Annotated in this window: 21 protein-coding genes, 1 tRNA gene and 2 pseudogenes; 6 read left to right on the top strand and 18 right to left on the bottom strand. The window is 38.4% G+C overall.

The genetic code is table 11. The annotated features are described in order from the left end of the window. The 8 genes from ACFIKN_RS08660 to ACFIKN_RS08695 all read right to left on the bottom strand — a co-directional run. The coding region (locus ACFIKN_RS08660; protein WP_375658272.1) for an EexN family lipoprotein at window positions 1-206 on the bottom strand (206 nt) is incomplete at its 3' end. Window positions 207-501: 295 nt separating this feature from the next. Beyond that, a complete protein-coding gene (locus tag ACFIKN_RS08665; protein WP_375658273.1) occupies window positions 502-903 on the bottom strand; it encodes an EexN family lipoprotein in 402 nt (133 codons plus the stop codon). Then, entirely contained in the window at window positions 903-1,208 is a 306-nt protein-coding gene (locus ACFIKN_RS08670) for an EexN family lipoprotein (RefSeq protein WP_375658274.1), read from the bottom strand. The genes ACFIKN_RS08665 and ACFIKN_RS08670 overlap by 1 nt, the downstream gene beginning before the upstream one ends. After that, window positions 1,208-1,624, bottom strand: a complete 417-nt coding sequence (locus ACFIKN_RS08675) for an EexN family lipoprotein (RefSeq protein WP_375658275.1) — start codon at window positions 1,622-1,624, stop codon at window positions 1,208-1,210. Before ACFIKN_RS08675 ends, ACFIKN_RS08670 begins: the two co-directional genes overlap by 1 nt. Before the next feature lie 24 nt (window positions 1,625-1,648). Beyond that, a complete protein-coding gene (locus tag ACFIKN_RS08680; RefSeq protein ID WP_375658276.1) occupies window positions 1,649-2,422 on the bottom strand; it encodes a type IV secretion system protein in 774 nt (257 codons plus the stop codon). After that, window positions 2,419-4,779 (bottom strand): VirB4 family type IV secretion/conjugal transfer ATPase, encoded by a 2,361-nt coding sequence (locus tag ACFIKN_RS08685; protein ID WP_375630952.1) that lies wholly within the window; start codon window positions 4,777-4,779, stop codon window positions 2,419-2,421. The genes ACFIKN_RS08680 and ACFIKN_RS08685 overlap by 4 nt, the downstream gene beginning before the upstream one ends. Then, complete coding sequence (locus ACFIKN_RS08690; RefSeq protein ID WP_273791704.1) at window positions 4,776-5,102, bottom strand: type IV secretion system protein VirB3; 327 nt, start codon at window positions 5,100-5,102, stop codon at window positions 4,776-4,778. Before ACFIKN_RS08690 ends, ACFIKN_RS08685 begins: the two co-directional genes overlap by 4 nt. A gap of 27 nt (window positions 5,103-5,129) precedes the next feature. Continuing rightward, window positions 5,130-5,480, bottom strand: a complete 351-nt coding sequence (locus tag ACFIKN_RS08695; RefSeq protein WP_273791705.1) for a TrbC/VirB2 family protein — start codon at window positions 5,478-5,480, stop codon at window positions 5,130-5,132. A gap of 157 nt (window positions 5,481-5,637) precedes the next feature. On the opposite strand from ACFIKN_RS08695, the gene ACFIKN_RS08700 reads away from it, so the two are divergent. Beyond that, a complete protein-coding gene (locus tag ACFIKN_RS08700; protein WP_375658277.1) occupies window positions 5,638-6,381 on the top strand; it encodes a nuclease in 744 nt (247 codons plus the stop codon). A 599-nt stretch (window positions 6,382-6,980) separates the two neighbouring features. On the opposite strand, the gene ACFIKN_RS08705 is transcribed toward ACFIKN_RS08700, so the two are convergent. After that, entirely contained in the window at window positions 6,981-7,424 is a 444-nt protein-coding gene (locus ACFIKN_RS08705) for a hypothetical protein (protein ID WP_375630955.1), read from the bottom strand. A gap of 3 nt (window positions 7,425-7,427) precedes the next feature. After that, window positions 7,428-7,766 carry a YqjD family protein gene (locus ACFIKN_RS08710; RefSeq protein ID WP_375613241.1) on the bottom strand — a complete coding sequence of 113 codons (339 nt, stop codon included), beginning with the start codon at window positions 7,764-7,766 and terminating at the stop codon, window positions 7,428-7,430. A gap of 1,002 nt (window positions 7,767-8,768) precedes the next feature. On the opposite strand from ACFIKN_RS08710, the gene ACFIKN_RS08715 reads away from it, so the two are divergent. The 3 genes from ACFIKN_RS08715 to ACFIKN_RS08725 all read left to right on the top strand — a co-directional run bounded on the left by ACFIKN_RS08715 (window position 8,769) and on the right by ACFIKN_RS08725 (window position 11,147). After that, window positions 8,769-9,671 (top strand): MotA/TolQ/ExbB proton channel family protein, encoded by a 903-nt coding sequence (locus ACFIKN_RS08715; RefSeq protein WP_375630956.1) that lies wholly within the window; start codon window positions 8,769-8,771, stop codon window positions 9,669-9,671. Continuing rightward, window positions 9,668-10,249 carry a biopolymer transporter ExbD gene (locus ACFIKN_RS08720; RefSeq protein ID WP_375630957.1) on the top strand — a complete coding sequence of 194 codons (582 nt, stop codon included), beginning with the start codon at window positions 9,668-9,670 and terminating at the stop codon, window positions 10,247-10,249. Before ACFIKN_RS08715 ends, ACFIKN_RS08720 begins: the two co-directional genes overlap by 4 nt. 775 nt (window positions 10,250-11,024) lie before the next feature. Next, the gene (locus ACFIKN_RS08725; RefSeq protein ID WP_375654362.1) at window positions 11,025-11,147 is read left to right on the top strand and encodes a hypothetical protein; all 123 of its coding nucleotides are present in this window, start codon (window positions 11,025-11,027) and stop codon (window positions 11,145-11,147) included. Between the two features lie 155 nt (window positions 11,148-11,302). Here the strand turns inward: ACFIKN_RS08725 and dut (ACFIKN_RS08730) are convergent. The 3 genes and pseudogenes from dut (ACFIKN_RS08730) to ACFIKN_RS08740 all read right to left on the bottom strand — a co-directional run bounded on the left by dut (ACFIKN_RS08730) (window position 11,303) and on the right by ACFIKN_RS08740 (window position 13,555). Next, window positions 11,303-11,873: pseudogene (gene dut / locus ACFIKN_RS08730) on the bottom strand (dUTP diphosphatase). A gap of 82 nt (window positions 11,874-11,955) precedes the next feature. Then, entirely contained in the window at window positions 11,956-12,486 is a 531-nt protein-coding gene (dut, locus tag ACFIKN_RS08735; protein ID WP_375637785.1) for a dUTP diphosphatase, read from the bottom strand. A gap of 259 nt (window positions 12,487-12,745) precedes the next feature. After that, a complete protein-coding gene (locus tag ACFIKN_RS08740) occupies window positions 12,746-13,555 on the bottom strand; it encodes a VIT1/CCC1 transporter family protein (protein ID WP_375637786.1) in 810 nt (269 codons plus the stop codon). Window positions 13,556-14,626: 1,071 nt separating this feature from the next. Between ACFIKN_RS08740 and ACFIKN_RS08745 the strand changes: the two genes are divergently transcribed. Continuing rightward, the gene (locus tag ACFIKN_RS08745; protein ID WP_375658278.1) at window positions 14,627-15,262 is read left to right on the top strand and encodes a hypothetical protein; all 636 of its coding nucleotides are present in this window, start codon (window positions 14,627-14,629) and stop codon (window positions 15,260-15,262) included. A gap of 1,558 nt (window positions 15,263-16,820) precedes the next feature. Here the strand turns inward: ACFIKN_RS08745 and ACFIKN_RS08750 are convergent. From ACFIKN_RS08750 to ACFIKN_RS08760, 3 genes are all read right to left on the bottom strand, one after another. Beyond that, window positions 16,821-17,345 (bottom strand): type II toxin-antitoxin system PemK/MazF family toxin, encoded by a 525-nt coding sequence (locus tag ACFIKN_RS08750; RefSeq protein ID WP_273790913.1) that lies wholly within the window; start codon window positions 17,343-17,345, stop codon window positions 16,821-16,823. Between the two features lie 313 nt (window positions 17,346-17,658). Continuing rightward, window positions 17,659-18,231: a disulfide bond formation protein B gene (locus ACFIKN_RS08755; RefSeq protein ID WP_375622893.1), complete on the bottom strand. Its 573-nt coding sequence runs from the start codon at window positions 18,229-18,231 to the stop codon at window positions 17,659-17,661. Between the two features lie 12 nt (window positions 18,232-18,243). Continuing rightward, window positions 18,244-18,849: a YqaA family protein gene (locus tag ACFIKN_RS08760; RefSeq protein ID WP_273790911.1), complete on the bottom strand. Its 606-nt coding sequence runs from the start codon at window positions 18,847-18,849 to the stop codon at window positions 18,244-18,246. 222 nt (window positions 18,850-19,071) lie between these two features. On the opposite strand from ACFIKN_RS08760, the gene ACFIKN_RS08765 reads away from it, so the two are divergent. Then, window positions 19,072-19,156, top strand: a tRNA-Leu gene (locus tag ACFIKN_RS08765). A gap of 1,623 nt (window positions 19,157-20,779) precedes the next feature. Here the strand turns inward: ACFIKN_RS08765 and ACFIKN_RS08770 are convergent. Both ACFIKN_RS08770 and ACFIKN_RS08775 read right to left on the bottom strand, forming a co-directional pair. Beyond that, window positions 20,780-21,667, bottom strand: coding sequence for an outer membrane protein (locus tag ACFIKN_RS08770; RefSeq protein WP_375630962.1), 888 nt, complete (start codon window positions 21,665-21,667; stop codon window positions 20,780-20,782). A 657-nt stretch (window positions 21,668-22,324) separates the two neighbouring features. Further along, window positions 22,325-22,540, bottom strand: a pseudogene (locus ACFIKN_RS08775) (lyase family protein); the annotation flags it as partial. Window positions 22,541-23,247: the final 707 nt, after the last annotated feature.

Genomic DNA, 23,247 nt, shown 5'->3' on the forward strand with positions numbered 1-23,247 from the left:
TTTGCTTCATATTCTTTCTGAAGTTCTAAAAATGCTAACCGCATGTTTTCACAATTTTTTGAAGTTCCTGCAAATCCACATCTAGCATCCCACTCTAAGCGTAAATTTTTATCTTTTTTAAATTCTGCGACGCTATAGGTTTTTTCACAGCCAGCAGCGATAATTCCAGTGCCAAGTAGCAATGTTGTTATGAGAACTTTATTCATCGATATTTCCCCTTCTTTCTTTCAGTTTTACAAGGTTTGAGCACAATCTTTAAATTCTGCTTGTGTTATCGGTTTTTATAACCAGTGATGATAAATCTAGAGCACAGACATAATGTTGCCATAAATATATTGTATAATCTGTAAGGTTCTTTAAGTTGAGCAGCTAAAGCGCAGTAGCGATGTGTAATGGTGCTATCCATTGTTTTTGTAAGGGGCTTCATCAACATATCATCTATGTCAGTAAATACGCCTTTGGTTATTATTGCCATTTAGATGCTCCGCTATTTATCGTGTATTAATGATTATTTTGTTCTTCTGCCGCGCTCTCTTTTGCTCTTCGTTCTTCTTCAGCGCGTGTTTCCGCTCTTTGTTTTTCGAGTATTTTTTGAGTCTCAGCTCTCATTTTTTCAAGATCAGCTTTTTGTTTCGCCATAAATTCTTCATATCTTTTGCGATTGTTCTCTTCCGCTTGACGCTCTCTTTCTGCTGCTTGTGCCTGACGTTCCTTATCAAGTTCTAAAAATGCTAACCGCATGTTTTCACAATTTTTTGAAGTTCCTGCAAATCCACATTTCGCATCCCACTCTAGGCGTAATTTTTCATCTTTTTTAAATTCAGCGACGCTGTAGGTTTTTTCGCAACCAGCCGTGATCATCCCTGTGCAAAGTAGCAATGTTGTTACGAGAACTTTATTCATTATTTATTGTCCTGTTGTTGTTTAGCGCGCTCTTCTGCTTCTCGTTCTTCTCGCCTTTTATTTATTTTCTCTAGAGCTTTATTATAATTTTCTAACGCTCTCTTAGAATGTTCTTCATCAAGTTCCTTCGCGGCTTGTCGCACATTTTGACAATTTTTCGAATTATCAGAAGCTCCACACTTCCATTGAAACTCTCTTATTAAGCTTTCATTTTTTTTAAATTCTTCTACGCTGTAGGTTTTTTCACAGCCAGCAGCGATGAGCCCAGTGCAAAGTAGCAATGTTGTTATGAGAACTTTATTCATTATTTATTGTCCTGTTGTTGTTTAGCGCGCTCTTCTGCTTCTCGTTCGGCTTGTTCTTTTGCTTTTTCTTCAGCTTCTTTTTTTTCTATTTCAGCTTGCCTTTTTTCAAAATCAATTTTCCATTTTTCATGTCTAGCTCGTAGTTTGGCTCGATATTCTTCTAGCGCTTTACGATCTTCTTCTTCGCGTTCACGCGCTCTTTCTTCAGCTTTTGCTTCATATTCCTTTTCAAGTTCAAGTTGTGCTAATCTTAGGTTTTCACAATTTTTGGCAGTTCCTGCGAATCCACATTTAGCATTCCACTCTTCCATCAATTTTTTATCTTTTTTAAATTCTGCGACGCTATAGGTTTTTTCACATCCAGTGGTGATGAGCCCTGTGCAAAGTAGCAATGTTGTTATGATGATCTTGTTCATATTCAAGCCCCTCTTTTTTCTCGTTTATTGACCACGCATTTTTTGGGCTAAAGCTTTGGTTCGTGCTTTAAATTCTTCTATTTCACGTCTTTCTGCCGCTTTTTCTTCTGCTTGTTGAATCATTGCGGCGGCTTGCATTTGAAGGACTTGTGTTTGGAGTTTTGCTTGTATCGCTTCTAGTTGTGCTTGAATGCCTTGAATTTTACCCGCATCTTCAGTACTTCCAAGTTCGTCAAGAAGCTTGGTAATGTTTTTTTGTGTTTCACTGGCTTCTTCGTAGACGTCTTGTCCTTTTGCTGCTTGTCCTACTACGCGCTGTTCAGCTTTTTTCACTTCCTGTGTGTAAAAAGCATCTACTGCCTCTTTTGAGTCTGCGCCCCCCGCGGGCTCTTTGTATTTAAGTTCTTCTTGCCATTTTTGCGTGTTTTTGCTGCCACCACCGCCGCCACCACCGCCGCTGCCCATCGATTGTTGAAAGTGGTTAAAGTCTGAAGGAAGGGCGCCACTGCTCCCTTGCTTGTTAAACATCTCTTTCAATCCCGAAATGTCAGGCTTGACATTTAAGGAGTTATATAATTGTTTCGCTTGATCGAGTTGGCTCTTTAATTGGTCAAGCTGTTGTGCACCTTGTTGAATTTGTTCTTGCAACTTGTTAAGCTGTTGTTGGCCTTGTTGAACTTGTTTAATCATTTGTCCAAAAGCCTTGGGATCAAATACAATACCGCCAAAACCAAATGAATTGGTTGTTAAACCAAAAGAAATTGCGCAAAGAGCTGTTGCCAATAAAAGTTTTTTCATTGCTTTGACCTTTCTTGAAAAATAGGAAGCCATTTTTCTGGAGATTGTCCAACTTCATCCATAATGGTCTCTAGGAGTTCAATATTCTTGGTGGTGCCACTTAAAATGGCTATTTCATCATCAAAGCCGCGTAAATTTAGCTCTGCTACAACTGAACTTTGTCCTTGTTTGATGAGAAAACGCCGTGACTCACGGCTTAATTCTGATTGTATCAGGTTAAATTCTCTGTCCGATAATTTAAAACCTTCTACATAATCCCCATGATTGCCCTTTTGATTGGGAAAATAAATTTGTGTGGGGCATTGCTCTATAATGGTGTGGGCAATGGTCGAATTGATCGCATCTTTGGGAGATTGCGTTGCAAACAACATCAAACCATTTTGTTTACGGATAGTTTTCAGCCTGTCTTGCGCAAAGGCTTTAAAGGAATCATCCTCTAAGGCTTTCCAAAACTCATCAATGACAATGATAATACGACGTCCATCAATCAGAGACAAAATCCTATGAAAAAGATACATCATTAAGGGGGGACGAATTTCATTATTGTCTAAAAAATCCGTCATGTCATAACCAATAAATTTTGCATCAATGCCAATGTCGTCATCAGGATTGTCAAAAACCCACCCTAAGGCATTGCCTTTACACCATCTTTCTAAACGACCCGCTATCCCCTCCCTGTGCGTGGTGTCAAAAAACATTTGTAAGGCGGAGATCGTCCGTTGTTCTTTTGGCAACAAGGCAAGTTGGTCAACAGCAGCAGAAATATCTTGTCTTTCTGATTCACTGATCTTTTGATCTTCAGACGAAACAAGCTTTATAATCCATTGGCGTAAAAAAACTCTATCTGCTGGATTGTTATAGTCTAAGCCTTTTAGCGGTGCTATGCCTGTCGGTCTACCATTCTTCAAGGGCATATAAGTGCCACCACCCGCTCTGACAAAAAGTTCTGCGCCCCGATCTTTGTCAAAAAAGACCATATTGGGATCATGCTTTTGAAGTTGCGCTAAAAGAAAATTGACAATAACCGTTTTCCCAGAACCAGAGGGACCACAAACAAACGTATTGCCTAAATCACCAAAGTGAAAGTTAAAATAAAACGGTGAACCAGCAGAGGTTTTCATCAAGGCTACCGCTGGTCCCCATACATTGCCATCTATTTTCCCAACCGGAAAAGAATGAAAAGGAGAAAGCGCTGCATAATTGCGGCTTGTTATTGCACCAGAGCGGGTGCGATAAGCATAATTGCCAGGCAATTGTGCCCACCAAGCCGCCGCTAACCCTAAATCTTCCCGCGCAATGACAGCCCCACCATCTGTAAGACGAGAACGCGCTTTGGCAAGATTATCCGCTAACTCTTGCGGCGTATCAGCAAAAACTGCCAATGATAAATGATGCTCCCCTAAAACAAAACGATTGGATTCAAGATCATCAAGCGCATCATCCAGTTCCATAATTTGTGAGCCCGCACGGTCTCCTGCATTGACCATTTGGTTTTGTTTGCGCCCCATAATCTGCTTGGCAATGTTTTTGCTCTTGAAAATAAAAGATTGGGTGAAAATAAACTCAAAGGGAAGGGTGAGCAAACCATCCGCCATGCCTACCCTGGTTTTTGCTGGATATTCTTTCCAACCAAACATGCCCGCAAACCGCTGTGCCGCCTCGGTGCGTATTTCTATGATCTCTTTTCCAAAAATGAGACGGTCTGAATAAACAGTTGAAGCTATCGTCCCCCATGTGAGAGGGATACGTTCACGACGACCTCCCACCAATTGGTGGATAAACTCACTTTGCTGCGAATAAATATTGCCTTCATGTTCATAAAGACTCAATCTTCTTGCACCATAGCGCTCTAAATTTTGAATAAGATCTGTTGTAATATCTTCAAGCTTGCGAATGGACTCTGCATCAACTTCTGTCTTTTCTTGCTTGGCTTTGCCTAAACGTTTGAAAAACTCCACTAATTTATCCGTTTGATCAACGTGTGGATTCCACAAAATCGAAAGATAAAGCTCATTGCGATAAAGCTCCTGTGAAATCATCCGGTCGCGATATTTATCATCTAATTGCTTGGCAAATGCCGATCTGAAAGTCCCATCCGGATAAACAGTTTCACGCTTTCTGATAATATGGCTATAAAGCGCTATCCGTTCATCCGCTATGTTTTTAAACAGATTATTGAGCTGTTCGTGAAGCACATTCAGATCAATAATATCCGCTGTCTCAAAGTTAATGCCTTCAAGTTTAATAACGCTCATGAGAGCGCGTGAATCCAGCGCAATGATGTGCTTGTTGACATGGCGCACATAAGGAATGATCGCCTCTGGCTGCTTTTCACGTTTGCGCTCTGTTCTATTCATTGTAATTCCTCATAATTACGAATTAATCGTAATGGAGAAATACTTCCCCCACCCCATAGACTCGAATTTCTGGCAAAAATAGATGTCTTTTGCCATGTCAGAAGAATACGAAATTTGTTATGGTCATGCTTTAGGATTTCCTTGAATATGAAATGCAGCATCACACCAAAGGTGATAAGAAAAATATTGCCTGTCATAATAAACAACATCATCGTTCCTATCGCATTTAATCCCATAGCTTCCACCGTCACGCCTGCGATCATTGCAGGGCGCGTGCAAGCAAGAAATAACGTATCTTCTGTTAGCTTGTCGTGCTCTTTCATGGCTTTGAAAGGCTAAAGTTAAGCGAATTAAGACATAAACATTGATGCGATTTGTGGTGCACCAAAAACAATGCCGATGCCAATACAAACAAAGAAAGCTTTACGCATTTCAACATAACCAGCAATCCATGCAAGCCCAATACCAGCAACCGCAATCGTCGCAATCGATTTTGCAATGTTTCCTGTTAAAGCTTTGACTAATTTATCAAGAGCGCCTTCAATTTTTCCAAAGTCACCTGCGGCAAATGCTGGTTCACTCAGTGCGATGAAGGCAATAAACAGCATCAATGCTGCTGTTAACCATTTCTTTTGGGTGTTGGATAGAATAGTTTTTTGTAAGGTATGTTCATTAATGAACGAATTATTCATGTTTTTCATGAAAATTCCCCCGCTTTATGTTTAAGTTGATCATAAAATTAATATTCAAAATATTAATCGGGAATCATATAAATGAAAAAAATATTTTTTTCTATCGATAAATTAATAATATTTAATCTTTTATTATTTAATGAACAAAAATACAGCAATATTCAAAATGATACTTTTAAAATATCTTCGATCAGCGCCTAAATATATTATCTTAATTTGTATTATTATTTTAGGATACTTTTATTTAAGTCAACATAATGAACAACTTACTCAAACTTCTTTTTTAAAAGGATCAGAAAAGACAATTGGAAACCCCGTTCAAAATCCGAAGTCACAATTGATAGATTATGCAAACCAACAAGACGTAAGCCAACAAAATGTGGTATTGCATCCAGAACCACTCGCATCACAATTTTATGAAGAAAATGTGCCGGTCTATTCCGGTGCTATACAGGTTACAAGTGGTGTGACCTTTAAAATGATTACGCTTGTAGATGATGGGTGGAGAAAAAAGATCATCCGTGATATCCGCTTATATGGTGTGGAAAGCTGTGAAATGAGGCAATTTGCCTCACGCAACGGAGTTAAGTGGCCTTGCGGTGCTTTTGTTACGGCTTGGCTTGTTTCAAAAACAATTGATAAAAAGGTTACTTGTCGGCAAGCACGTGTCGTTCAACAGGTTCATTATGCACAATGTTTTGTAGATGGGGTTGATCTGGCGCGGTTGGGGCTTGCTGAAGGGTTGATGGTGTTGACAAAAGATCAGCATCATTTTCCATCCCCAGCAGACTATAAAAACTTACAATCTGCTGCTCAAAAAGCACAAAACGGTTTATGGTCGAGCCAATTTCAACAACCAGAAGATTGGCGAAGAGATCATGGAAGCTATAATCCCATTGACCATAATTAATATTGACCATTATTGATAAAGCGTTCTCTCAAGCGCTATTTAAAAATCAAGACAATATTCTACTGCGAATCTTATCAGAAAAAAGTTAATTATAATCCACACAGTCCTTGGTGGACAACGCTCGTTATGGAAATTTGTTGTGTTTAAAACTCGCTTACGCATATAGGTTGCTCACTACAGCGCTATGGGAGAGCGCGTTTCCTTCCCCTAAACAAAATAGTCATTGTAACAAACATGAGTGTTCAGAAAAATCTGAACACATGCAAACTACTGATGTGACCTATGGTCATGAAAAAAGGTTTATGAAAAAATAGAGAAAAGGTAAAACTGAAAACACCTTGCCTTCAAAAAACAACCAATTGCTTCAAATCAAACCAGAATTTTTAATGTAAGTTTTGCCTTATGTTGTTATGTTCATGAAATATGGGTTGCAATCTGAAAGAGAGTGTAGCGGTTCTATGGAATTTTTAGCAAAATGAAGGGGATTTTTTTTCAGGCTTTTGAAGAAGCTAAAGAGACTATGAGGAAAAAAATGTGCTTTCTTTTGCTATAAAAGAAAGCACACTGAGGGGGAATTTAGAGTGACAGTTTTACATATTTTACTTTGAAAAGCGGTCTTTTTTATCTTTTTTCCACAAAAAATAAGTTGCAAGTCCGAGAATGGGAACACCCAATTTGGCAAAAGGGAGATGTTGACTGAGAGCTGCAAGGCTGGAAACGGTCGCATCTGTCATGAGTTTGTGGCGTTGTTCTTCTGTCTTTTTTTGTTGGTCATAGCGTTGATAAGTTTTGAGAACGCGACTGATAATAAGACCTAATCCTGCAAGAGAAAGACAAATTAAAAACATGATACTGGCGGCAGCAAGAGGCTTCATAACAGAACATAACGCAATAAAACCGATGGTACATAAAAAAAGCAAAGACATGAAGAATGAAATGCCAATAAACCCATAGAAAATTGCTTGAAGGCGTACTTGCTTGACTGTGCTTTTAAGCCCTCCACCGACAAGATGGTTTAAAAGAGGCGCGATAAACTTATGCATTGCTTAACGACGCAGTAATTGAGAAAGAATAAAACCAACCCCTGCGGCAAACAAAACGCTTTTGCCAGGATTTTTGCGAACGCATTGATTCATGGTTTGTTCAAGATCACTGATTTTGTCTTTTGCTTGAGACATCATGTCTTCACCACTTTCTTTCGCTGAGTGATATAGTTTTTCCGCTTTGTCTTTGGCGGCGTTGAATTTGTTTGCACCAAGATCTGTTAGGGTTGAGGTAATCCCTGAAATTTCAGTGCGTAACGTTTCTAATTGTCCTTGTAGGTCTTTTTGTTGGTCTTTTTCTACGGCTGATTTATCGTGCTGTGTTGTTTTATTATGGGCCATGGTATTTTTCCCTCTTGATTCATTATATTTGTATTGGTGTGTTCATAGTGATCATTTGCATTGGAGTGAAAATTTTCACTGCTTGAGTAACGCCAAAAGCTTTTTTTGGTTCCTTTCATTTTGTCGAATTTAAAACTGTTTTTGATAAAATAAATCTTTCCTATACGATATGCTTTGTCTGTAAAGGGTCGCATCTGTTGAGAATTGTCTTATGCTTTTGCAGCAATTTAGCACCATTCTTCAGTTTCTCGTGGCGCAGTTTTTTATAAAAGTTTTTTAAAAAGCCTGTTGAGGTTTATTTTTTAGGCTTGTGACAGGTAAAAAACATCGTTGTTGCGATTTTGCGGCAGAAATAATGTCATTTTTATGCTTTTGCAGAAGAAAAAGAAAATAATATTGCAGCTCTTTGCTCTCTATGTATTTGGGGGCAACACGCGCTCCCCATGATACTTTTGGTCAGTTTAAAATATTGCGATCGTTCTTTTTTTAAACGTAAGGTATATTTTTATTTTAGGGTAGAAGAGGTACTTCAGTGCACGGGTTTTTAGAGATGTGCGTATCCTTTTTTTCAAGAGTTTTATGATATTTTTGCTGCTTGTTTCATGTAAGCAAATATTTTGTTGGCTTTAAAAGAGCCGCTGAAATGAGAGAAACTTTGCGATATGAGAGATTTATTTAACAGGAACGATGATAAATTATTCTTATAAATTAAAATATTATATGCGATACTTCTTGTAAGTTTATCATTTTGCCTAATTTATGCAATAAATTGATTGGGTAAGATAAACTTGTTGAATTGTTAGAGAAAAATTTCTTGAGTAATTTCTTTAAAACAAGAGAGAGCTTGTGGAATAAAACTATACTTGATTTATCAAGTTTTCTTTCTTAAGAGGAATACACAAGTGACGTTAAAAGGGTAGTGGCATTTTGGAACAGTGATGCTATGCGGGGTGACGATCCAGCTCATAAATAAAGATAAGAGCACAAGAATGTGAGATAAAAATGGAATCTGAAACAGTCCCTTTAGATAAAACAGTCCCTTTAGATAATATGTCTGCTGTATTGACAGTGCATGATTTTTCTCCTCTTTCTATGTTTATGGCTGCTGATTGGGTGGTGAAAGCCGTTATCATTATTTTGTTACTTGCTTCTCTTATGTCTTGGACAATTGCTTTTGTGAAAATTGTTGAGATCACTTTGGTAAAACGAAGAGTACGTCATGAACTTCAATTGGTTCTAAATGCTCAGACTCTTACGCGTTTGGCAGCTAGCTTGAAAGAAAGCAAAGGGGCTGGTGTGTTTTTTCTCAAAGAAGTCCTTAAAGAGGTGTATCTTTCTGCACAACAGGTTCATTTTTCTGCTCCTGAAGGGATAAACGAAAGCTCTGGTGAAAAAACCAGTACAGAGGAAAGGGCACAAACGATTGAAGATATTCTCTTTTATGAGGAGAGCAATCAATATGAAGATGTTTCCCGCGATGTTCGCGATGCTAAGGCTCGCGATGTTCATGAAGGTTTAAAAGAAAGGGTTCATTCACTTTTGTCACGCTGCTTGCTGGCTGCTACACGCCGTGTTGCATGTGGAAGCGCTGTTCTTGCAACTATTGGCGCAATTGCTCCTTTTGTTGGTCTTTTTGCAACTGTTTGGGGAATTATGAATTCTTTTATTGGGATTGCTCAGTCTCAAACAACGCGACTTGATGTGGTGGCGCCTGGAATTGCTGAAGCCTTATTCGCAACGGCTGTTGGGCTTTTTGTGGCTATTCCCGCCGTTGTTATGTATAATAGCCTTATGCGTGCTTTGAGTGGTTATCGTAGTGATTTAGGTGATATCGCTGCTGCTCTTGAAAGGCTCTTGAGCCGTGAACTTGATAGACAAAGACAACAGAAAAGTCATAAAAAATGAAAGCAAGCCTTAATAATGATTGGGATATAGACGAGAGTGGGTTGCAAAGCGAAATCAATGTGACCCCTTTTATTGATGTTGTATTGGTGTTGCTTATTGTTTTTATGGTTGCAGCGCCTTTGGCAACATCTGCCATTTCCGTTCAGCTTCCTTCTATAACTCAAGCACCTTCAGTGGTTCAGTCTGATGAACCTCTTTATGTTACGTTGCAAAAAGATCGTTCTCTTTACATTGGTGATCATCTTGTAGAACAAGCAGCTTTGAGAGAAGCTTTGTTGAGGGAAACGACGCAAAATTTAGAGACAAAAATTTTAATCAAAGCGGATAGCGAAATTGATTATGGTACTGTCATCGATTTATTAAATCAAATACGCATGGCTGGATATCATAAAATCGGTCTTGTAGGATTGCAAAACTCTACCAATCTTGTCTCAAGAGGTGAGATCAATAATAAAACAACAGGGGTAGCGAACGCTGCTGTCGATGGAGCGGGCGGTAACGTTGTGGGGCATGTGGATGCCGTAACAACGAGCACTACGGGAAACGCTAATATTCCAGCCGATGTCTCTGATCAGTGATAAAAAACAGCCTTTGTTGCAGGAAGCAAAGCATATTACTCAAAGTCGTAGAGTGAAATTGATGAGGGTTCCGTGGATTTATTAAACCAAATACGCATGGGTTTGATATTATGCAGGGGATTCATATATTGAATCGGTTTTTTAGGATTAAGCACTACTCATCTTGCCGCAAGAGGTGCGATCAAGAAAACAGCAGAGGCGATTGTTGTGTGTCTTAATACATCTTAAAGCCCTTTTTGCGGCGGTGTTCATAAATGGTATAACGGTAAAGCCCCCGTAAAATAATCAAAAAATCTATCGAACCTCACTCTCTTTATGCTTAATAAAAGAGTAAGCGAGCACCATTATCGTATTTATATTTTTTTCCCAAGACAGTGTTAATATACGTATTCATTGTAGGCATTTTTTCAGTTTTTATCTGTATGCTAACCACGTTTGGAATGTGAGAAACATGCTTTTGATTGATTTAATATCAATAGGCTTGCCATGAAACAATCTTACAGTATTGAGATTTCTCATTTAAGTTGAAAGACAATTCATTATTATTATAAATCAATATGATGTATAGATTGTCGACATTACAAGCAGTGTGTGAACGCTCAATGGTTAATGCCAATGTTTTTGTTATGGGGGAGGGGTATCTGGTGTTAATGAAGTTTTGTATAGCGCACGAGACGTAATTGAGAGATGATTGTTTAGAGCAGCGTTTAGTGAAAAAACTTTGAAAGCAAATGCGCACTCCTTCTGCACTTTAAAAGCGCAAAGAATTTCCAGTATGATGTATAGATTGTCGACATTACAAGCAGTGTGTGAACGCTCAATGGTTAATGCCAATGTTTTTGTTATGGGGGAGGGGTATCTGGTGTTAATGAAGTTTTGTATAGCGCACGAGACGTAATTGAGAGATGATTGTTTAGAGCAGCGTTTAGTGAAAAAACTTTGAAAGCAAATGCGCATTCCTTCTGCACTTTAAAAGCGCAAAGAATTTCCAGTGAAAGAGTGGTTGGAATAAGTATGTGTGTTATTTTGAGAGGAGCGATTTTTCAGAGCTTCTTAAGTGTGTCCCGTTGAACCAAAACCTCCTGTTCCACGGCTCTCGTTATGGCTTTGGGTGTTTTGCTCTGGTTCAATGGCGCAAACATTAACTTGAGATACGGGGGCGATGACTGTTTGGGCAATGCGCATGCCCTGTTTAAATGGAAAAGTCTTCTTGTCCTAAATTGATAAGAAGGAGTTTGACTTCACTTCCGGATAGTCACACTCAATCGTTCTTAGAGTGTTGAGGCATGTGATGCCCGTGTTTTAAGGCTAAGCCAGAGCGTGGACGGATGCGTGCTTCAAACCCCACGTGATAAATGAAAAATGAGACCTGTTGGAATAAGTGCCCGCTGCCCAGGGGCAAGAACAAGCGTTTCTTCTTTACCAATTTGCTGCTTGTAAATCCAAGACCCGCAGAACCAGCCGTTGCGTAATGAGGAAGCTTTCTTGTCCCAAGTGCAAGATGCTGAACGGATAAAGTCTGGGCATGTGAAGATTGAGAAGAGACAGGAGAAGAGTAAGGATGCCCGTTTAGAGGGGCGTTTAGTGAAAAAACTTTGAAAGCAAATGCGCACTCCTTCTGCACTTTAAAAGCGCAAAGAATTTCCAGTGAAAGAGTGGTTGGAATAAGTATGTGTTATTTTGAGAGGAGCGATTTTCAGAGCTTCTTAAGTGTGTCCCGTTGAACCAAAACCTCCTGTTCCACGGCTCTCGTTATGGCTTTGGGTATTTTGCTCTGGTTCAATGGCGCAAACATTAACTTGGGATACGGGGGCGATGACTGTTTGGGCAATGCGCATGCCCCGTTGGATTGAAAAGTCTTCTTGTCCTAAATTGATAAGAAGGACTTTGACTTCACCACGGTAGTCACTATCAATCGTTCCTGGAGTGTTGAGGCATGTGATGCCGTGTTTTAAGGCTAAGCCAGAGCGTGGACGTATTTGTGCTTCAAACCCAAGAGATAAATGAAAAATGAGACCTGTTGGAATAAGTGCCCGCTGCCCAGGGGCAAGAACAAGCGTTTCTTCTTCTCCAATTGCTGCCCGTAGATCAAGACCCGCAGAACCTGCTGTCGCGTAGCAAGGAAGTTCTAAACCTTGTCCGTGTGCAAGACGCTGAACAAATAAAGTCTGGGCACGTGAAGATTGAGAAGAGACAGGATGGTTGTTTAAAGGGGCGTTGGTTTCAGTGTGCGACATGATCAAGGCATTTCCAAAATATGAGGTCTAGAAGAAAATGATACTTTAACAAAAGATATCTATAAAACCAAGTCGATAAAGGTGTGTGGATATAGGTTGTCCCCAGAGCTTGCTTATCATCTCTTACTGACCTAAAATATTCCACAACACCACCTAACATTATCAATGGCATTTTTCAATAATGGCATCATCAAGGATGGCTTATGCCTAGGGGCATGCGCTTATTTGAGATCTAAATTATGGTTACAGATAAGATTTTTTAGATACTACCGATAAGAATACCCGTGGCAAAAACCAGAGCACCACCAATGATGACCTGTAAAGAGGCGCGCCAAAAGGGAGTGGACATGAATTTGTTCTGAATCCAGACGATGGCGCCTAGTTCGAAAAAAACAATGATAAAAGCAATAATTGTCGCTACATAAAAAGAGTTGATCAAATAGGGAAGAGTATGACCTAGTCCTCCTAATGTTGTCATGATGCCGCTGGCAAGACCTCTTTTTAATGGCGAACCACGCCCTGATAATTTGCCGTCATCATGGGCTGCTTCTGTAAAACCCATTGAAAGTCCCGCACCAATTGAAGCTGAGAGCCCTATCAAAAAAGTTTGATGCGTGTCTCCCGTGGCAAAAGCTGCGGCAAAAATGGGGGCAAGGGTAGAGACAGAGCCATCCATTAATCCTGCAAGACCTGGTTGAATCCAAGTCAAAAGTGTTTGTCTTTGCGTTTTTGAAGGTTTTTTTATGGTGTGATTTGCCGCTGTTGTTTTTTGGGAGGGATGGCGGCTCTTTTCTTTCACAAGAGAAGTTTTGTCACATAATGAACCGATAGTGTTTGCACGATTATGACAAGAAAGGCACAAAAGTTGCTTATAATTTTTAAGCTCTTGAAGCCCCATAGCGGTAAAAACCGCGGCTTCCTTAGAGGAATAAGGTTCTAGAGCTTTTGCATATTTTAAATAGAGCGCCGCATGTTGCTCTTTTAATTTGAGCGCTTTAAGTATCACGTTTTGTGCTGAACGAAAGGACAGAGCTTTACGTTGTACAAATGAAAAAAACGATCTCAACATTTTCTGTTCCTCTGCACTTTAGAATAATTCTAAAACATAAGAAAAATAAACCGAAAGTCAATCTAAAAGTTAAAAACTGACAAATTACAAAAAGGTTGCACTGAGAAAAAAGGTGATGGGATGCTGAGAAAGTATAAGGAGATTCATTAAATGGAGACGACAGGGGCGCATGAAAGAAATGATTACGTGAAAAAATTTAAGAGACAATGTGCTTTATTTTGCTACAGGGGCGTTTGAATGGAGCATTCTAATGTATTGATGCTCGAGAATATAGGAAAGGAATAAGCTAGCATCATCATTCATTTGATGCGTTCAAAAGACTGTAACAGCTCTTAGAATTTGAAATGATTCTTTAAAAGAGACCTTTTTCAAGGGATAAAAGCCCATTTCGCGAGGGGACTCGTGAAGAGTATAGAAGGGTAGAGCCGCAAAATTTCCATGAAATAATATAAACTCCATTGAGTCTTCTTAATCTTTACGCTTCATAAAAGAGCAAGCTGGCATCATCGTACACCTTAGCTCCCAGTGTTGCGACAGTCTTTAGCACGGTTCATTATAGGCATGGCATTTTATTGTACAGTTTTACGCCACTCATTCTGCTTGTGGAGGTGTAAGACAGTATTCTTATGATATTTACGCGCATTTTAGCGTTGTTACAGCTTTTGCATTTAGGTGGATTTGTTAGCGTGTAACGAATTATCTTTTGTGCTGTAATTGCAGGGGCAGGTTTAAGGGTGGGAGTGCATAAATGACAGAGATATTATCATATCAAATTGTTTGATCACGCATAAAAATTTACACTTTATGAAGGGGCATTTATCGCCTTGTAACTTGCCTGATATCTTGTATGAAAGCCCAAAATTCAGTAGGATTCTCTCATTTCAAAACTTCTTATCTTAAATCAATTCAAATCATTTTTTTGTGTATCACAAGGAAGGGTGTGGGTGCTGTGTTTTTATTTAAAGTATGGGATGAGTTGAAATGTGAAAAGTGCATAATCTCTACGCGTTAACAAACGTTTTTGATGTTTTTAAAAAAGAGCGAAATTGTGCAGAAAAAAAGGGAGCATATATGGAAATTGATGATAGTTTAGAATGGTTTTTGGGTTTGCACAAACTAACAATACCGCAGGCAGCGCTTTTAATAGTTGGATTAAATCCAGGAAAGTGTTTGTTTCACGATGAAACAGAACCAGAAAAGAGTGATATTTACGAAGATAACCTTTCCGTATCATCAGAGAAAACTGCTTGTTTCCGAGGAGCTTATAATGCCATAGTTCAGGCAGGAAAAGACGATCAATTAAAGATAGAATGGTCGAGTTTTTCTAATTATATAGAGACATATTCTTCATATGTTCTCGTTGATGATTTAAAAAAATGGCTTTTATTGCGTGGTCTGCGTCCTGCGTTTTTTTTCCCTGAGGATAATTTTGCTGAGACTAAGGATCAAAAATATGCGTTTCAAGATCCAACGCATCCACGTTATGCTCCAAAGCTTGCTGCTATTGTTGCGGCATGGGAAGCGGTGAGTGAGGCTGAGGGTGGTAAAACTGTTAAAGGAACGCTTATAAAGTGGCTTAGTGACAATGCCGTTCAGTACAAGTTGGTGGATGATGATAATTTACCAAGAGAGAAGCTTATTGAGGAATTAGCGGCTGTTGCGAATTGGGAACCTACCGGAGGGGCGCCTAAGACACCTGCCAATTAATTTTATCAAAAAAAAAATAAAAAGATCACTAAAATTGTGCTGCTTTTTTTGATAATTTTGAAGATAATCTCTTTTTCTGGGGGGATTTTTACTTTTCTTCCCTAGATTATAAGTAATTGTTTTTCAATAAAAATATTTTTTATAGTGTTCCTCTGACTGTTCAGGCGGGGGAAAATAGACATTTTGGGGCAGTAAAATTTACCCTGTAGTTTTCGTAACTTACCTCTCTATTTTTGTTTGATTTTTTTGGGCATTTTAAAATCCAAATCAATTAAAATGGAGTGCAACATGATTAAAGTTAATCTTTTTTTTACTATGCGTAAAAGTGTGAAAATTTTTCTAGGAAATGTACGGATATTTGGTAATGTGTTGCGGATGAGGTGGTACATAAATCGTTTAGAGTAGGTGTATTGTCGTGTTGGTTAAAATTTGAAATGATCACTGTCAAATAGTCGAAGTTGAGCATCGTGCATTTCTTGGGTAAAGAAATCTTGTCATCTATGAGCGAGTGAGGATTTCTCTTGAAAAATTTGCACAATAGCAAAACTCGTTAGCAAAACCCGTTTTGTGGTGTAACAAAAAGGATGTCATAAATGATTATCTCATCATAAATATGCTCTAAGAATAATCCGTGCGTGGCGAAAGTCTATGGCGTAGTCGCTATAGATTTTTGCTCCGTGTGTGATGATCAATACTCTTGTTTATCTCTTGTCAATGCAAGTGCCCATGAAAGTGATGAGTGTCTATTGTTCCATTGTGATGCTTGGTGGTTCATGTTTAGAAACGACAAGTGTATTGAACGCGATAGGGCTGATAGAAGGGAGAACGCATCCTGTAAAAAACAGGTGTGTCTTTAAAATAAAGCTGATAAACGAAATTGTTTTTTATCTACCTTTTATATGGTGAGAAAAAAGGCATTCAAAGCGCAAGCATAAGCAATTCAGTAGTAAATCCCTAAGTAGCTTAATATAGATCGTTTCTCGGAGAGGGGAAAAGTCTATCTGCAAAAGCTATGTTAGATCGTGTGACCGGTGAAATAATGTGGTTAGGGCAATAAACAATTGTTTTTGGTGAAGAGATAGAAATCGGTTGGGTGTTGATTTCTGGTTTATTAGAGAATTTTCTTTGTTATCTCGTCAAATACGATCGTTTGAGGTGTGGTCATATAAAGCGAAGCTTTTTTTCAATCTTGGAAAGATATTCCCATTGCGGAAAATCATATAAAGTTTAAGAAACGGCAGCACGATTTTTTGTGCAATGAAATGATAAGTATGTACAATATCTCGGTAATCTCCATGGGAAACTTTACCGGATCCAAGGTGTGGATATTGTCTTCTGCTTACCCCAAATCGCAGATATTTCAAAACAACAACGGTGGAGAATGAATGTTGGATATGTTCTAGGGAAGGTTGCAAAAAATGGCAGTTTTCAAAAAAATACTAAAAATGACGAAAGGAGCGGTTTCCCACTCCTTCGTTCCTATCTCCCCTTGCGGGGAAGCGGTCACCATTACTGATGCCGTGTATGCTGATATAGGTACACTTATTTTTCCCAAAAGTCAATACTGTAAATGCGGTAAATATTTGAGCATTAGAGCTACAACTTTATGAAAATCTTCGCAGGATAACCTTGGAACGGTACGTGAGCAACTTAAACGACTTACAGAAACTGTTGTGACATAATTGCAGATAATCCACGCTTTTTTATTCTCTATGGGAGATTGTATTGGATACGCAGCGGGATTATTGGGTTGTGATTTCGTTGAAAAAGGTAAAACTGTCACATTTCCATATAATTTTGCATTCTTAGAAAGCACTAAAACAGGCCGCTTTTTCCAAAATTCAGGGAGTATCGAATCATGAGGAAAATCGCACCAAAAAACTTGCCTGATGCGTGGTGCCGATTTGATTCGTGGTTTTATATGAGGTGGTTTTTCGTAAGGCGCATTTAAATCTCTTTCTTTTATATGCTCACGCCATGCATTATGATCATGTTCCATCATAACACATGGTTCTTCAAGTTTGGTTATATCTAAGGAAATAGGTGATAGGGTAGAAGGCTCTGTATTCTTATCTTCAGCCATAGCAGACCATTTATATTTATTGGTCCCCTCACTTATTATTTTACGGCTTTTCTATCACGAGTTTTTATCAAAATGTTGCTTATAAGTACAGAGAGGTGAAACCATAAAATGGATGTATCTGCTTATTTTTGTCTTTTGAGTACAACGCTAGAGGAGGGATGTTGGTGACTCGTTGGTGTTGGTGGGTTGGTTTGGCGGTGGGTTGGTTTGGCGGTGGGTGGTTTTGGGTGGGGATTGGTGACTGGAGAGTTGTTGGTTAGGGGGGAAGCGATTGGAGAGAACGAGTGAACGCGGTTTCGTTTCTATTTTATGGTTAGAGTTTTTTATTGCTTGAAAGAATGCCTTTTGAAGTAATATAGAGGCTTATAAGGCTGAAAAATAGGCTTGAGACGACATTCCAACCGGCAAATGAAAGAAAAAGAAAGCGTGCGGATGCTTCAGAACAAGAAGGGGGATGAATGTTGTTTAATTGGTTAAGCAGCTGGTTAATGTCTGAGGTTTTTCTCACTGCGCTTAAACCACAACTGAGGGGAGCAGCCCAAAAGCCATATTCAACACCCGCATGATAAATGGCTAAAACAAGGCTGATGCACATTAAGACAAAAACACACAAAAATAAAAGTTGTACCCAAGCAGTTATGCGAAAAAAATATGCCCCAAAACCTGCTAAAAGCAAAAATGGTATGGCCCCATAATAGGGGAAACGCTCTATGAGACATAAATCGCAAGGAAGATACCCTCCGAAATGTTCAAAACCAAGGGCAATACCTATTGTGGCAGACAAGCAAAAAGCAAGAAAAAAAGCCCACAAACTTTGTTCTTTTCTGCTGGGTTCAAGATGAAGGTGCTTGTGTAAAAGTGGGTGAGAAGACAAAACGCATGCCATTAAGTCTGTTCCTTATAAAAGCTTCCTGTTTAAAAAAGCTATGAAAATCCCATAAATTAAAAGGAGGCTAACACAACCAATGAGAACAATCCATTTGAAATGCTGTACTAAAAAATTCATTGCTTTTTGTCCAAAATGTTTAATCAGCCACGCGAGAAGATAAAAACGAGCGCCTCTAGAAAAAATACAAATAAGCATGAAAAGTTCAAGACGTACACTCATTACACCGGCCAAAATTGTGACAATCTTGATGGGGGGAAGATGAAAAAAACCTGATGTTATCAGTAAAATGATTAGAAATTGCAGGGTTGCACTATTTTTCAGAGATTCAAAACTTTCAACCTTACCATAAATTTCTAAAATGGGTTTGGCAAGGGTATCATAGGCAAAATGTCCGATAAACCAACCGGCAATGCCTCCTAATACAGAACAGATTGTCGCAATCAAAGCATAGCGATAAACCCGCTTTTGATGGATAAGAAGCATCGGAATATATAAAACATCTATGGGAATTGGAAAAACAGAACTTTCAATAAAGGCAATGAAACCAAGCCAGTGTGGTGCTGTACGCCGATTTGCTAAAGAAATCGTCCAAAGCTTTAATTTGTTTAATATCATGAGGCTTTTTATAAGTTTAAGAGGTAAAGACTTTACAAATGAGATTGCTATAAATCCGGTAGAGAAATCCAATAAAGAAAATATTCCATAAAATAGATAAGAAAATGATATGAATTCTTAAAAAATGAGAAGTCTTCTGTTGACGAATCTGTGCTTCTTCATATAGTGCAAAGGAATAATCGACAAGTCTATCTTTTATAGTCCTGTCTTTTATAAAAGTGTGCGGGTGTGGTGGAACTGGTAGACGCGCCAGACTCAAAATCTGGTTCCGAGAGGAGTGTCGGTTCGAGTCCGACCACCCGCACCACTTCATAAATATTTCCCTTGATCCTGTTATGGCGCATCACTTTGGTTTATAAAACATGGGATTTATAAAACATGGGGGGATTTATAAAACATGGGATTTATAGACCGTGTTCAATGTTTTGCATGTTGAATGAAAAACCTCGAATACCGTAGGATTCTCTCATTTCAAGTCTGCTTATAGTAAATCAACCAAAATCATGTCGCTCGTACGTTACAAGCTAGATGAGCTCGCGTGGAGTGAAATTTTACAAAAAATGAATAAAAATGCCTCTTATGCCGTTTCAAGGGCATCATTGGAGGTAAAGTGTATGATGGATGGTGCCAGCTTGCACTTTTATGAAGTGTAGAGATGGTGCTCTATAGATTTTATATTCTTGTAGGTGCTTTCGCAAAATGGGCTTGAGGGTTTTGAGAGATGTTTCTTTAAAACATGCATGTGAGTTGGCAACCAAAGTGTCTTGAATTTGAGTGTGTTTGGTTTGAAGCGTTGTCGTATGACATGAGGGGCGTGATCGCCAAAAAGATATGTGAGCAACAAAAGCATGAGGCAATGCGTAATCTCCACTCTTTAAAAGACAGAGTTTTAGAGGTTTAAAAAAATAGTGCTTTAGAGGCTTTATAGATTTTATATTCTTGTAGGTGCTTTCGCAAAATGGGCTTGAGGGTTTTGAGAGATGTTTCTTTAAAACACGCATGTGCATTGGCAACCAAAGTGTCTTGAATTTGAGTGTGTTTGGTTTGAAGCGTTGTCGTATGACATGAGGGGGATCGCCAAAAAGATATGTGAGCAACAAAAGCATGAGGCAATGCGTAATCTCCACTCTTTAAAAGACAGAGTTTTAGAGGTTTAAAAAAATAGTGTTTTAGAGGCTTTTGAAAGTTGTAAAGCAGAGGGAAATGGTAAGGTTGGAAATTGGTTTTTTACCTTGACAACTTCATGTTCTCTCCAAATGAAGCTGTCTCCCCGTTACAGAAATTACATAAACAGAAAACCGCAATATCCTTTCTCCACTCTGGCATACAATAGCTGTAAAATACGGTCGTTTGAAGTGTGGTAATATAGGGCATACTTCCTTGAAACGTTACAGTATTTTTTCGCTGTGTGTTGAATATTCTTCAGTGTGTTTGTCTTGCTTTAGGCTTAAGGGCATTCCATGAGGAGGAGCCCAGAGAAGCTCGCCCAAGATCCCCTTAAGAGTCCCCAAGAGTTTTTGTGCTTTTATAAACGGACATGGTGTTTAAAAATGGGTGTTTTAAAATGGGTTTTTAGAATCTTTATCCTTTAAGAGCGGGGAGGCCAAGTCAACATCATCCTATAAAACTGCAATTGATGCACAATATCCATATTTCTTTTAAAGAAATATCTCTTAAATACCGGCTCTCATTTATTTTACGATGGCGCCCAGTGGTATGGTGGTAAAGCTTTTATATATTCCCAATGCACGACATGAAAGGCTGAGAGGATAGGAGCTTGCTTTAAGAGAGGGAGAGGTTGGATTGTTTCGTGATTATTTGTTTACAGTTTAGTACTGGTTTTTAGAATCTACGTCTTTTTAGTGCAAAGGGGCATTAAAAAACCCCGTTTTTAACAGGGTTTTTTAATCGTTCAATTTTTCTACAAAACTTAGAATTTATAAGCGATACCAAAGCGAACATCATGCGTTTGAGAAGAGATTTTAAGGTTATCGTTTGCAAATTTCTTTTTAAAAAAATCTGAATAACGATATTCTGTACGCATGATGATATTATCTGTCATTGCAAGATCAAAACCACCACCAACAGTGTAACCAAACATTGTTTTTGTCTCATCTAACACATTGCCAGAAGCAAAAATTGTCGAATCTTCTTGCGATTTTGATAAAAGTGACATGATATATTGCATCTGTCTATAGGCTATACCCCCTGCAATATAAGGCATAAGACGATGGGAAGCAAAACCAATACGCGCGCGCGCGGCACCAGACCATGTTTCTTTCAATGTTACACCGCTAACAACAATGTCACCATGGTTGGGTATCGTTTCATCCTGAGCGGCAGGTTTTATGATAGGAATTCCAGCTTCTTCAAAGGCAATGTTAATGGAGTCTAATTTATCTAGAATTTTCTTTCCATTGTCTGTTTGGGTACTTTTCTTCCCAGACCAAACCATGTCCGTATCAAAACCGAAAACAAAATCTCCCAGATCAATATTAGAACCTGCATACAAACCTGCTCTCAATCCTGATAGTTTCGGTGATAAATCTCTATCAACCAAAGCCCATTTTCCGTCCCTAGCTTCTTGTGCGTAATTTAGAGTATTTTTATTGGAAAAATATCCAATTTGTCCTCCAAAATAAAAACCAGACCAAGAAAAAGGCGCAGAAACAGTAACCGGTGAAATACGTGATGATGAATCATTTTGCAATGAAACCTTCGGTTTTGATTGCTCAAAGATTACCGTATCTGCTGCTTGCGCTGTTGAAGCGGTAATGAAAGTGAAAATAGATAGTGCAATTAAACATTTTGTTTTCATAAAAACGTCCCCAATTCATTTAAAATACAAAGCGCATTATACACGAATTGGTTAAAGAAATCTATATTTAATATCATTATGAAAATTAAAATACTCAAAAACTCTATAATTATCCATATTTAAGTGTTCTTAAAACTTGTTTTCATGCTATTATCCCGCGTTTGTATTGATTTTTAAGGATTTTTTATATACGCCTCTTCAGTGTTCTCTGTGTTTTAGAAAAAAATATAATATAGTAAACAGGCTTTTTATTTGTTTAAAAAATATTATTTTATATATATTAAAATCACTTTTTGTTATTAAGTGTTAAATATATTATCCACTATGATTGATATCAAAGTGCTTAATATTCAATTGGTCGTAAAAAATGCATATTGGCACCATCATATTCTTTATCATATTCTTTATCGTATTCTTTGCTTGTTTCTGATATTGCGTAGCTTTGTATGGCGATAGCCTTTTGAGCACTTAAGGGGATGAGCGACTTTATTTCTTTTTTATCTATACGCTACTTTTTCTTATGACAATCCAAGCGAATAGTTTTGATTGATTGAATGGAATACGAAGAATAAGAAGGAGCAAAGGGCGAGAATCTCAAGTTTCAAGAGGTTTCTCATGTGCCATGTAAAATGATAAACTTTCCGTTCGCTTAAAGACGGAACGTGGATGAGAGCCTAAAAACTGAATGTCGTTGGCTATTTTAAAGAGATTAGCGCGTGCATTCAGGTTTTTGTGGAAATGGGTGAGGGCGCCATAAGGGGCAAATGCCTCAAATTTCTTGCGAGCTGTCAAGGATATCCCGTCAGAGAGTGAATTGTTTCAGCAAAGGTCAAAACCTTTCAGTGCATCGAATTTTGTTCCAACAGCTGTTCCTCTATTGAGCACCTCTTTTCCGCTTCATAGAGGAGACATTTTTCAATGTTTCTAAACCTATTTCACGACGGTGGCTCGTGAATGGTATAATGATAAATCTATTGAGCACCTCTTTTCCGCTTCATAGAGGAGCAAGCCGGTGCCATTACTATATTTGCCAGTTCGTGGGTGTTGTGACAGTCCTCTCCACAATGTTGTGACAGGCCCCTTTGGCCGTTGTGACAGTCCTTGGCACTTGAGGTGGTTCATTAGAGGCGTTTTTCCTTATCTTATACAATTTCTATCCATACATTCATTCCGTTTGTGATGTGCTAGTCAGTGATTTTGATTGATGCAACATGGGACAGATTTAAAATGAGAAAATCTTACGGTATTTAGGATTCTCATTCAATATGGATAACGCTAGATTATTATTATAAATCAATACATTATCTCATTGAGATAAGAGTTATCTACCCAATGTTATCAATAATGATAACATTGTAAGCGTAACTACTATGAATTCATTAATCTTTTTTACTTCGATTGAAATTATGTCTATTAATACTGATTTTTTTGAGCTAATTCTTTTTGGTTGATAGCTAATTAATTTTTAAAATCAAGACGTGAAGCTAGAATGAAAAACACCTTAAAGTCATATCCATTTAAATCACTTTCCGCCAGTATAGCCATTGGGTGTTGAGCCATGACTATCCATTTCTTTCCAA

Source organism: Bartonella sp. CL436QHHD (assembly GCF_042195105.1).
Classification (GTDB): domain Bacteria; phylum Pseudomonadota; class Alphaproteobacteria; order Rhizobiales; family Rhizobiaceae; genus Bartonella.

Excerpts from the sequence above, each read along its gene's own strand:
- ACFIKN_RS08690 (WP_273791704.1), bottom strand. The coding sequence starts at position 5,102 with ATGAAAGAGCACGACAAGCTAACAGAAGATACGTTATTTCTTGCTTGC.
- ACFIKN_RS08720 (WP_375630957.1), top strand. The coding sequence starts at position 9,668 with ATGAAAGCAAGCCTTAATAATGATTGGGATATAGACGAGAGTGGGTTG.
- ACFIKN_RS08770 (WP_375630962.1), bottom strand. The coding sequence starts at position 21,667 with ATGAAAACAAAATGTTTAATTGCACTATCTATTTTCACTTTCATTACC.
- ACFIKN_RS08760 (WP_273790911.1), bottom strand. The coding sequence starts at position 18,849 with ATGATATTAAACAAATTAAAGCTTTGGACGATTTCTTTAGCAAATCGG.
- ACFIKN_RS08755 (WP_375622893.1), bottom strand. The coding sequence starts at position 18,231 with ATGGCATGCGTTTTGTCTTCTCACCCACTTTTACACAAGCACCTTCAT.
- ACFIKN_RS08725 (WP_375654362.1), top strand. The coding sequence starts at position 11,025 with ATGATGTATAGATTGTCGACATTACAAGCAGTGTGTGAACGCTCAATG.
- ACFIKN_RS08745 (WP_375658278.1), top strand. The coding sequence starts at position 14,627 with ATGGAAATTGATGATAGTTTAGAATGGTTTTTGGGTTTGCACAAACTA.
- ACFIKN_RS08740 (WP_375637786.1), bottom strand. The coding sequence starts at position 13,555 with ATGTTGAGATCGTTTTTTTCATTTGTACAACGTAAAGCTCTGTCCTTT.
- dut (WP_375637785.1), bottom strand. The coding sequence starts at position 12,486 with ATGTCGCACACTGAAACCAACGCCCCTTTAAACAACCATCCTGTCTCT.
- ACFIKN_RS08715 (WP_375630956.1), top strand. The coding sequence starts at position 8,769 with ATGGAATCTGAAACAGTCCCTTTAGATAAAACAGTCCCTTTAGATAAT.
- ACFIKN_RS08680 (WP_375658276.1), bottom strand. The coding sequence starts at position 2,422 with ATGAAAAAACTTTTATTGGCAACAGCTCTTTGCGCAATTTCTTTTGGT.
- ACFIKN_RS08710 (WP_375613241.1), bottom strand. The coding sequence starts at position 7,766 with ATGGCCCATAATAAAACAACACAGCACGATAAATCAGCCGTAGAAAAA.
- ACFIKN_RS08685 (WP_375630952.1), bottom strand. The coding sequence starts at position 4,779 with ATGAATAGAACAGAGCGCAAACGTGAAAAGCAGCCAGAGGCGATCATT.
- ACFIKN_RS08670 (WP_375658274.1), bottom strand. The coding sequence starts at position 1,208 with ATGAATAAAGTTCTCATAACAACATTGCTACTTTGCACTGGGCTCATC.
- ACFIKN_RS08665 (WP_375658273.1), bottom strand. The coding sequence starts at position 903 with ATGAATAAAGTTCTCGTAACAACATTGCTACTTTGCACAGGGATGATC.
- ACFIKN_RS08695 (WP_273791705.1), bottom strand. The coding sequence starts at position 5,480 with ATGAAAAACATGAATAATTCGTTCATTAATGAACATACCTTACAAAAA.
- ACFIKN_RS08750 (WP_273790913.1), bottom strand. The coding sequence starts at position 17,345 with ATGGCTGAAGATAAGAATACAGAGCCTTCTACCCTATCACCTATTTCC.
- ACFIKN_RS08705 (WP_375630955.1), bottom strand. The coding sequence starts at position 7,424 with ATGCATAAGTTTATCGCGCCTCTTTTAAACCATCTTGTCGGTGGAGGG.
- ACFIKN_RS08700 (WP_375658277.1), top strand. The coding sequence starts at position 5,638 with ATGATACTTTTAAAATATCTTCGATCAGCGCCTAAATATATTATCTTA.
- ACFIKN_RS08675 (WP_375658275.1), bottom strand. The coding sequence starts at position 1,624 with ATGAACAAGATCATCATAACAACATTGCTACTTTGCACAGGGCTCATC.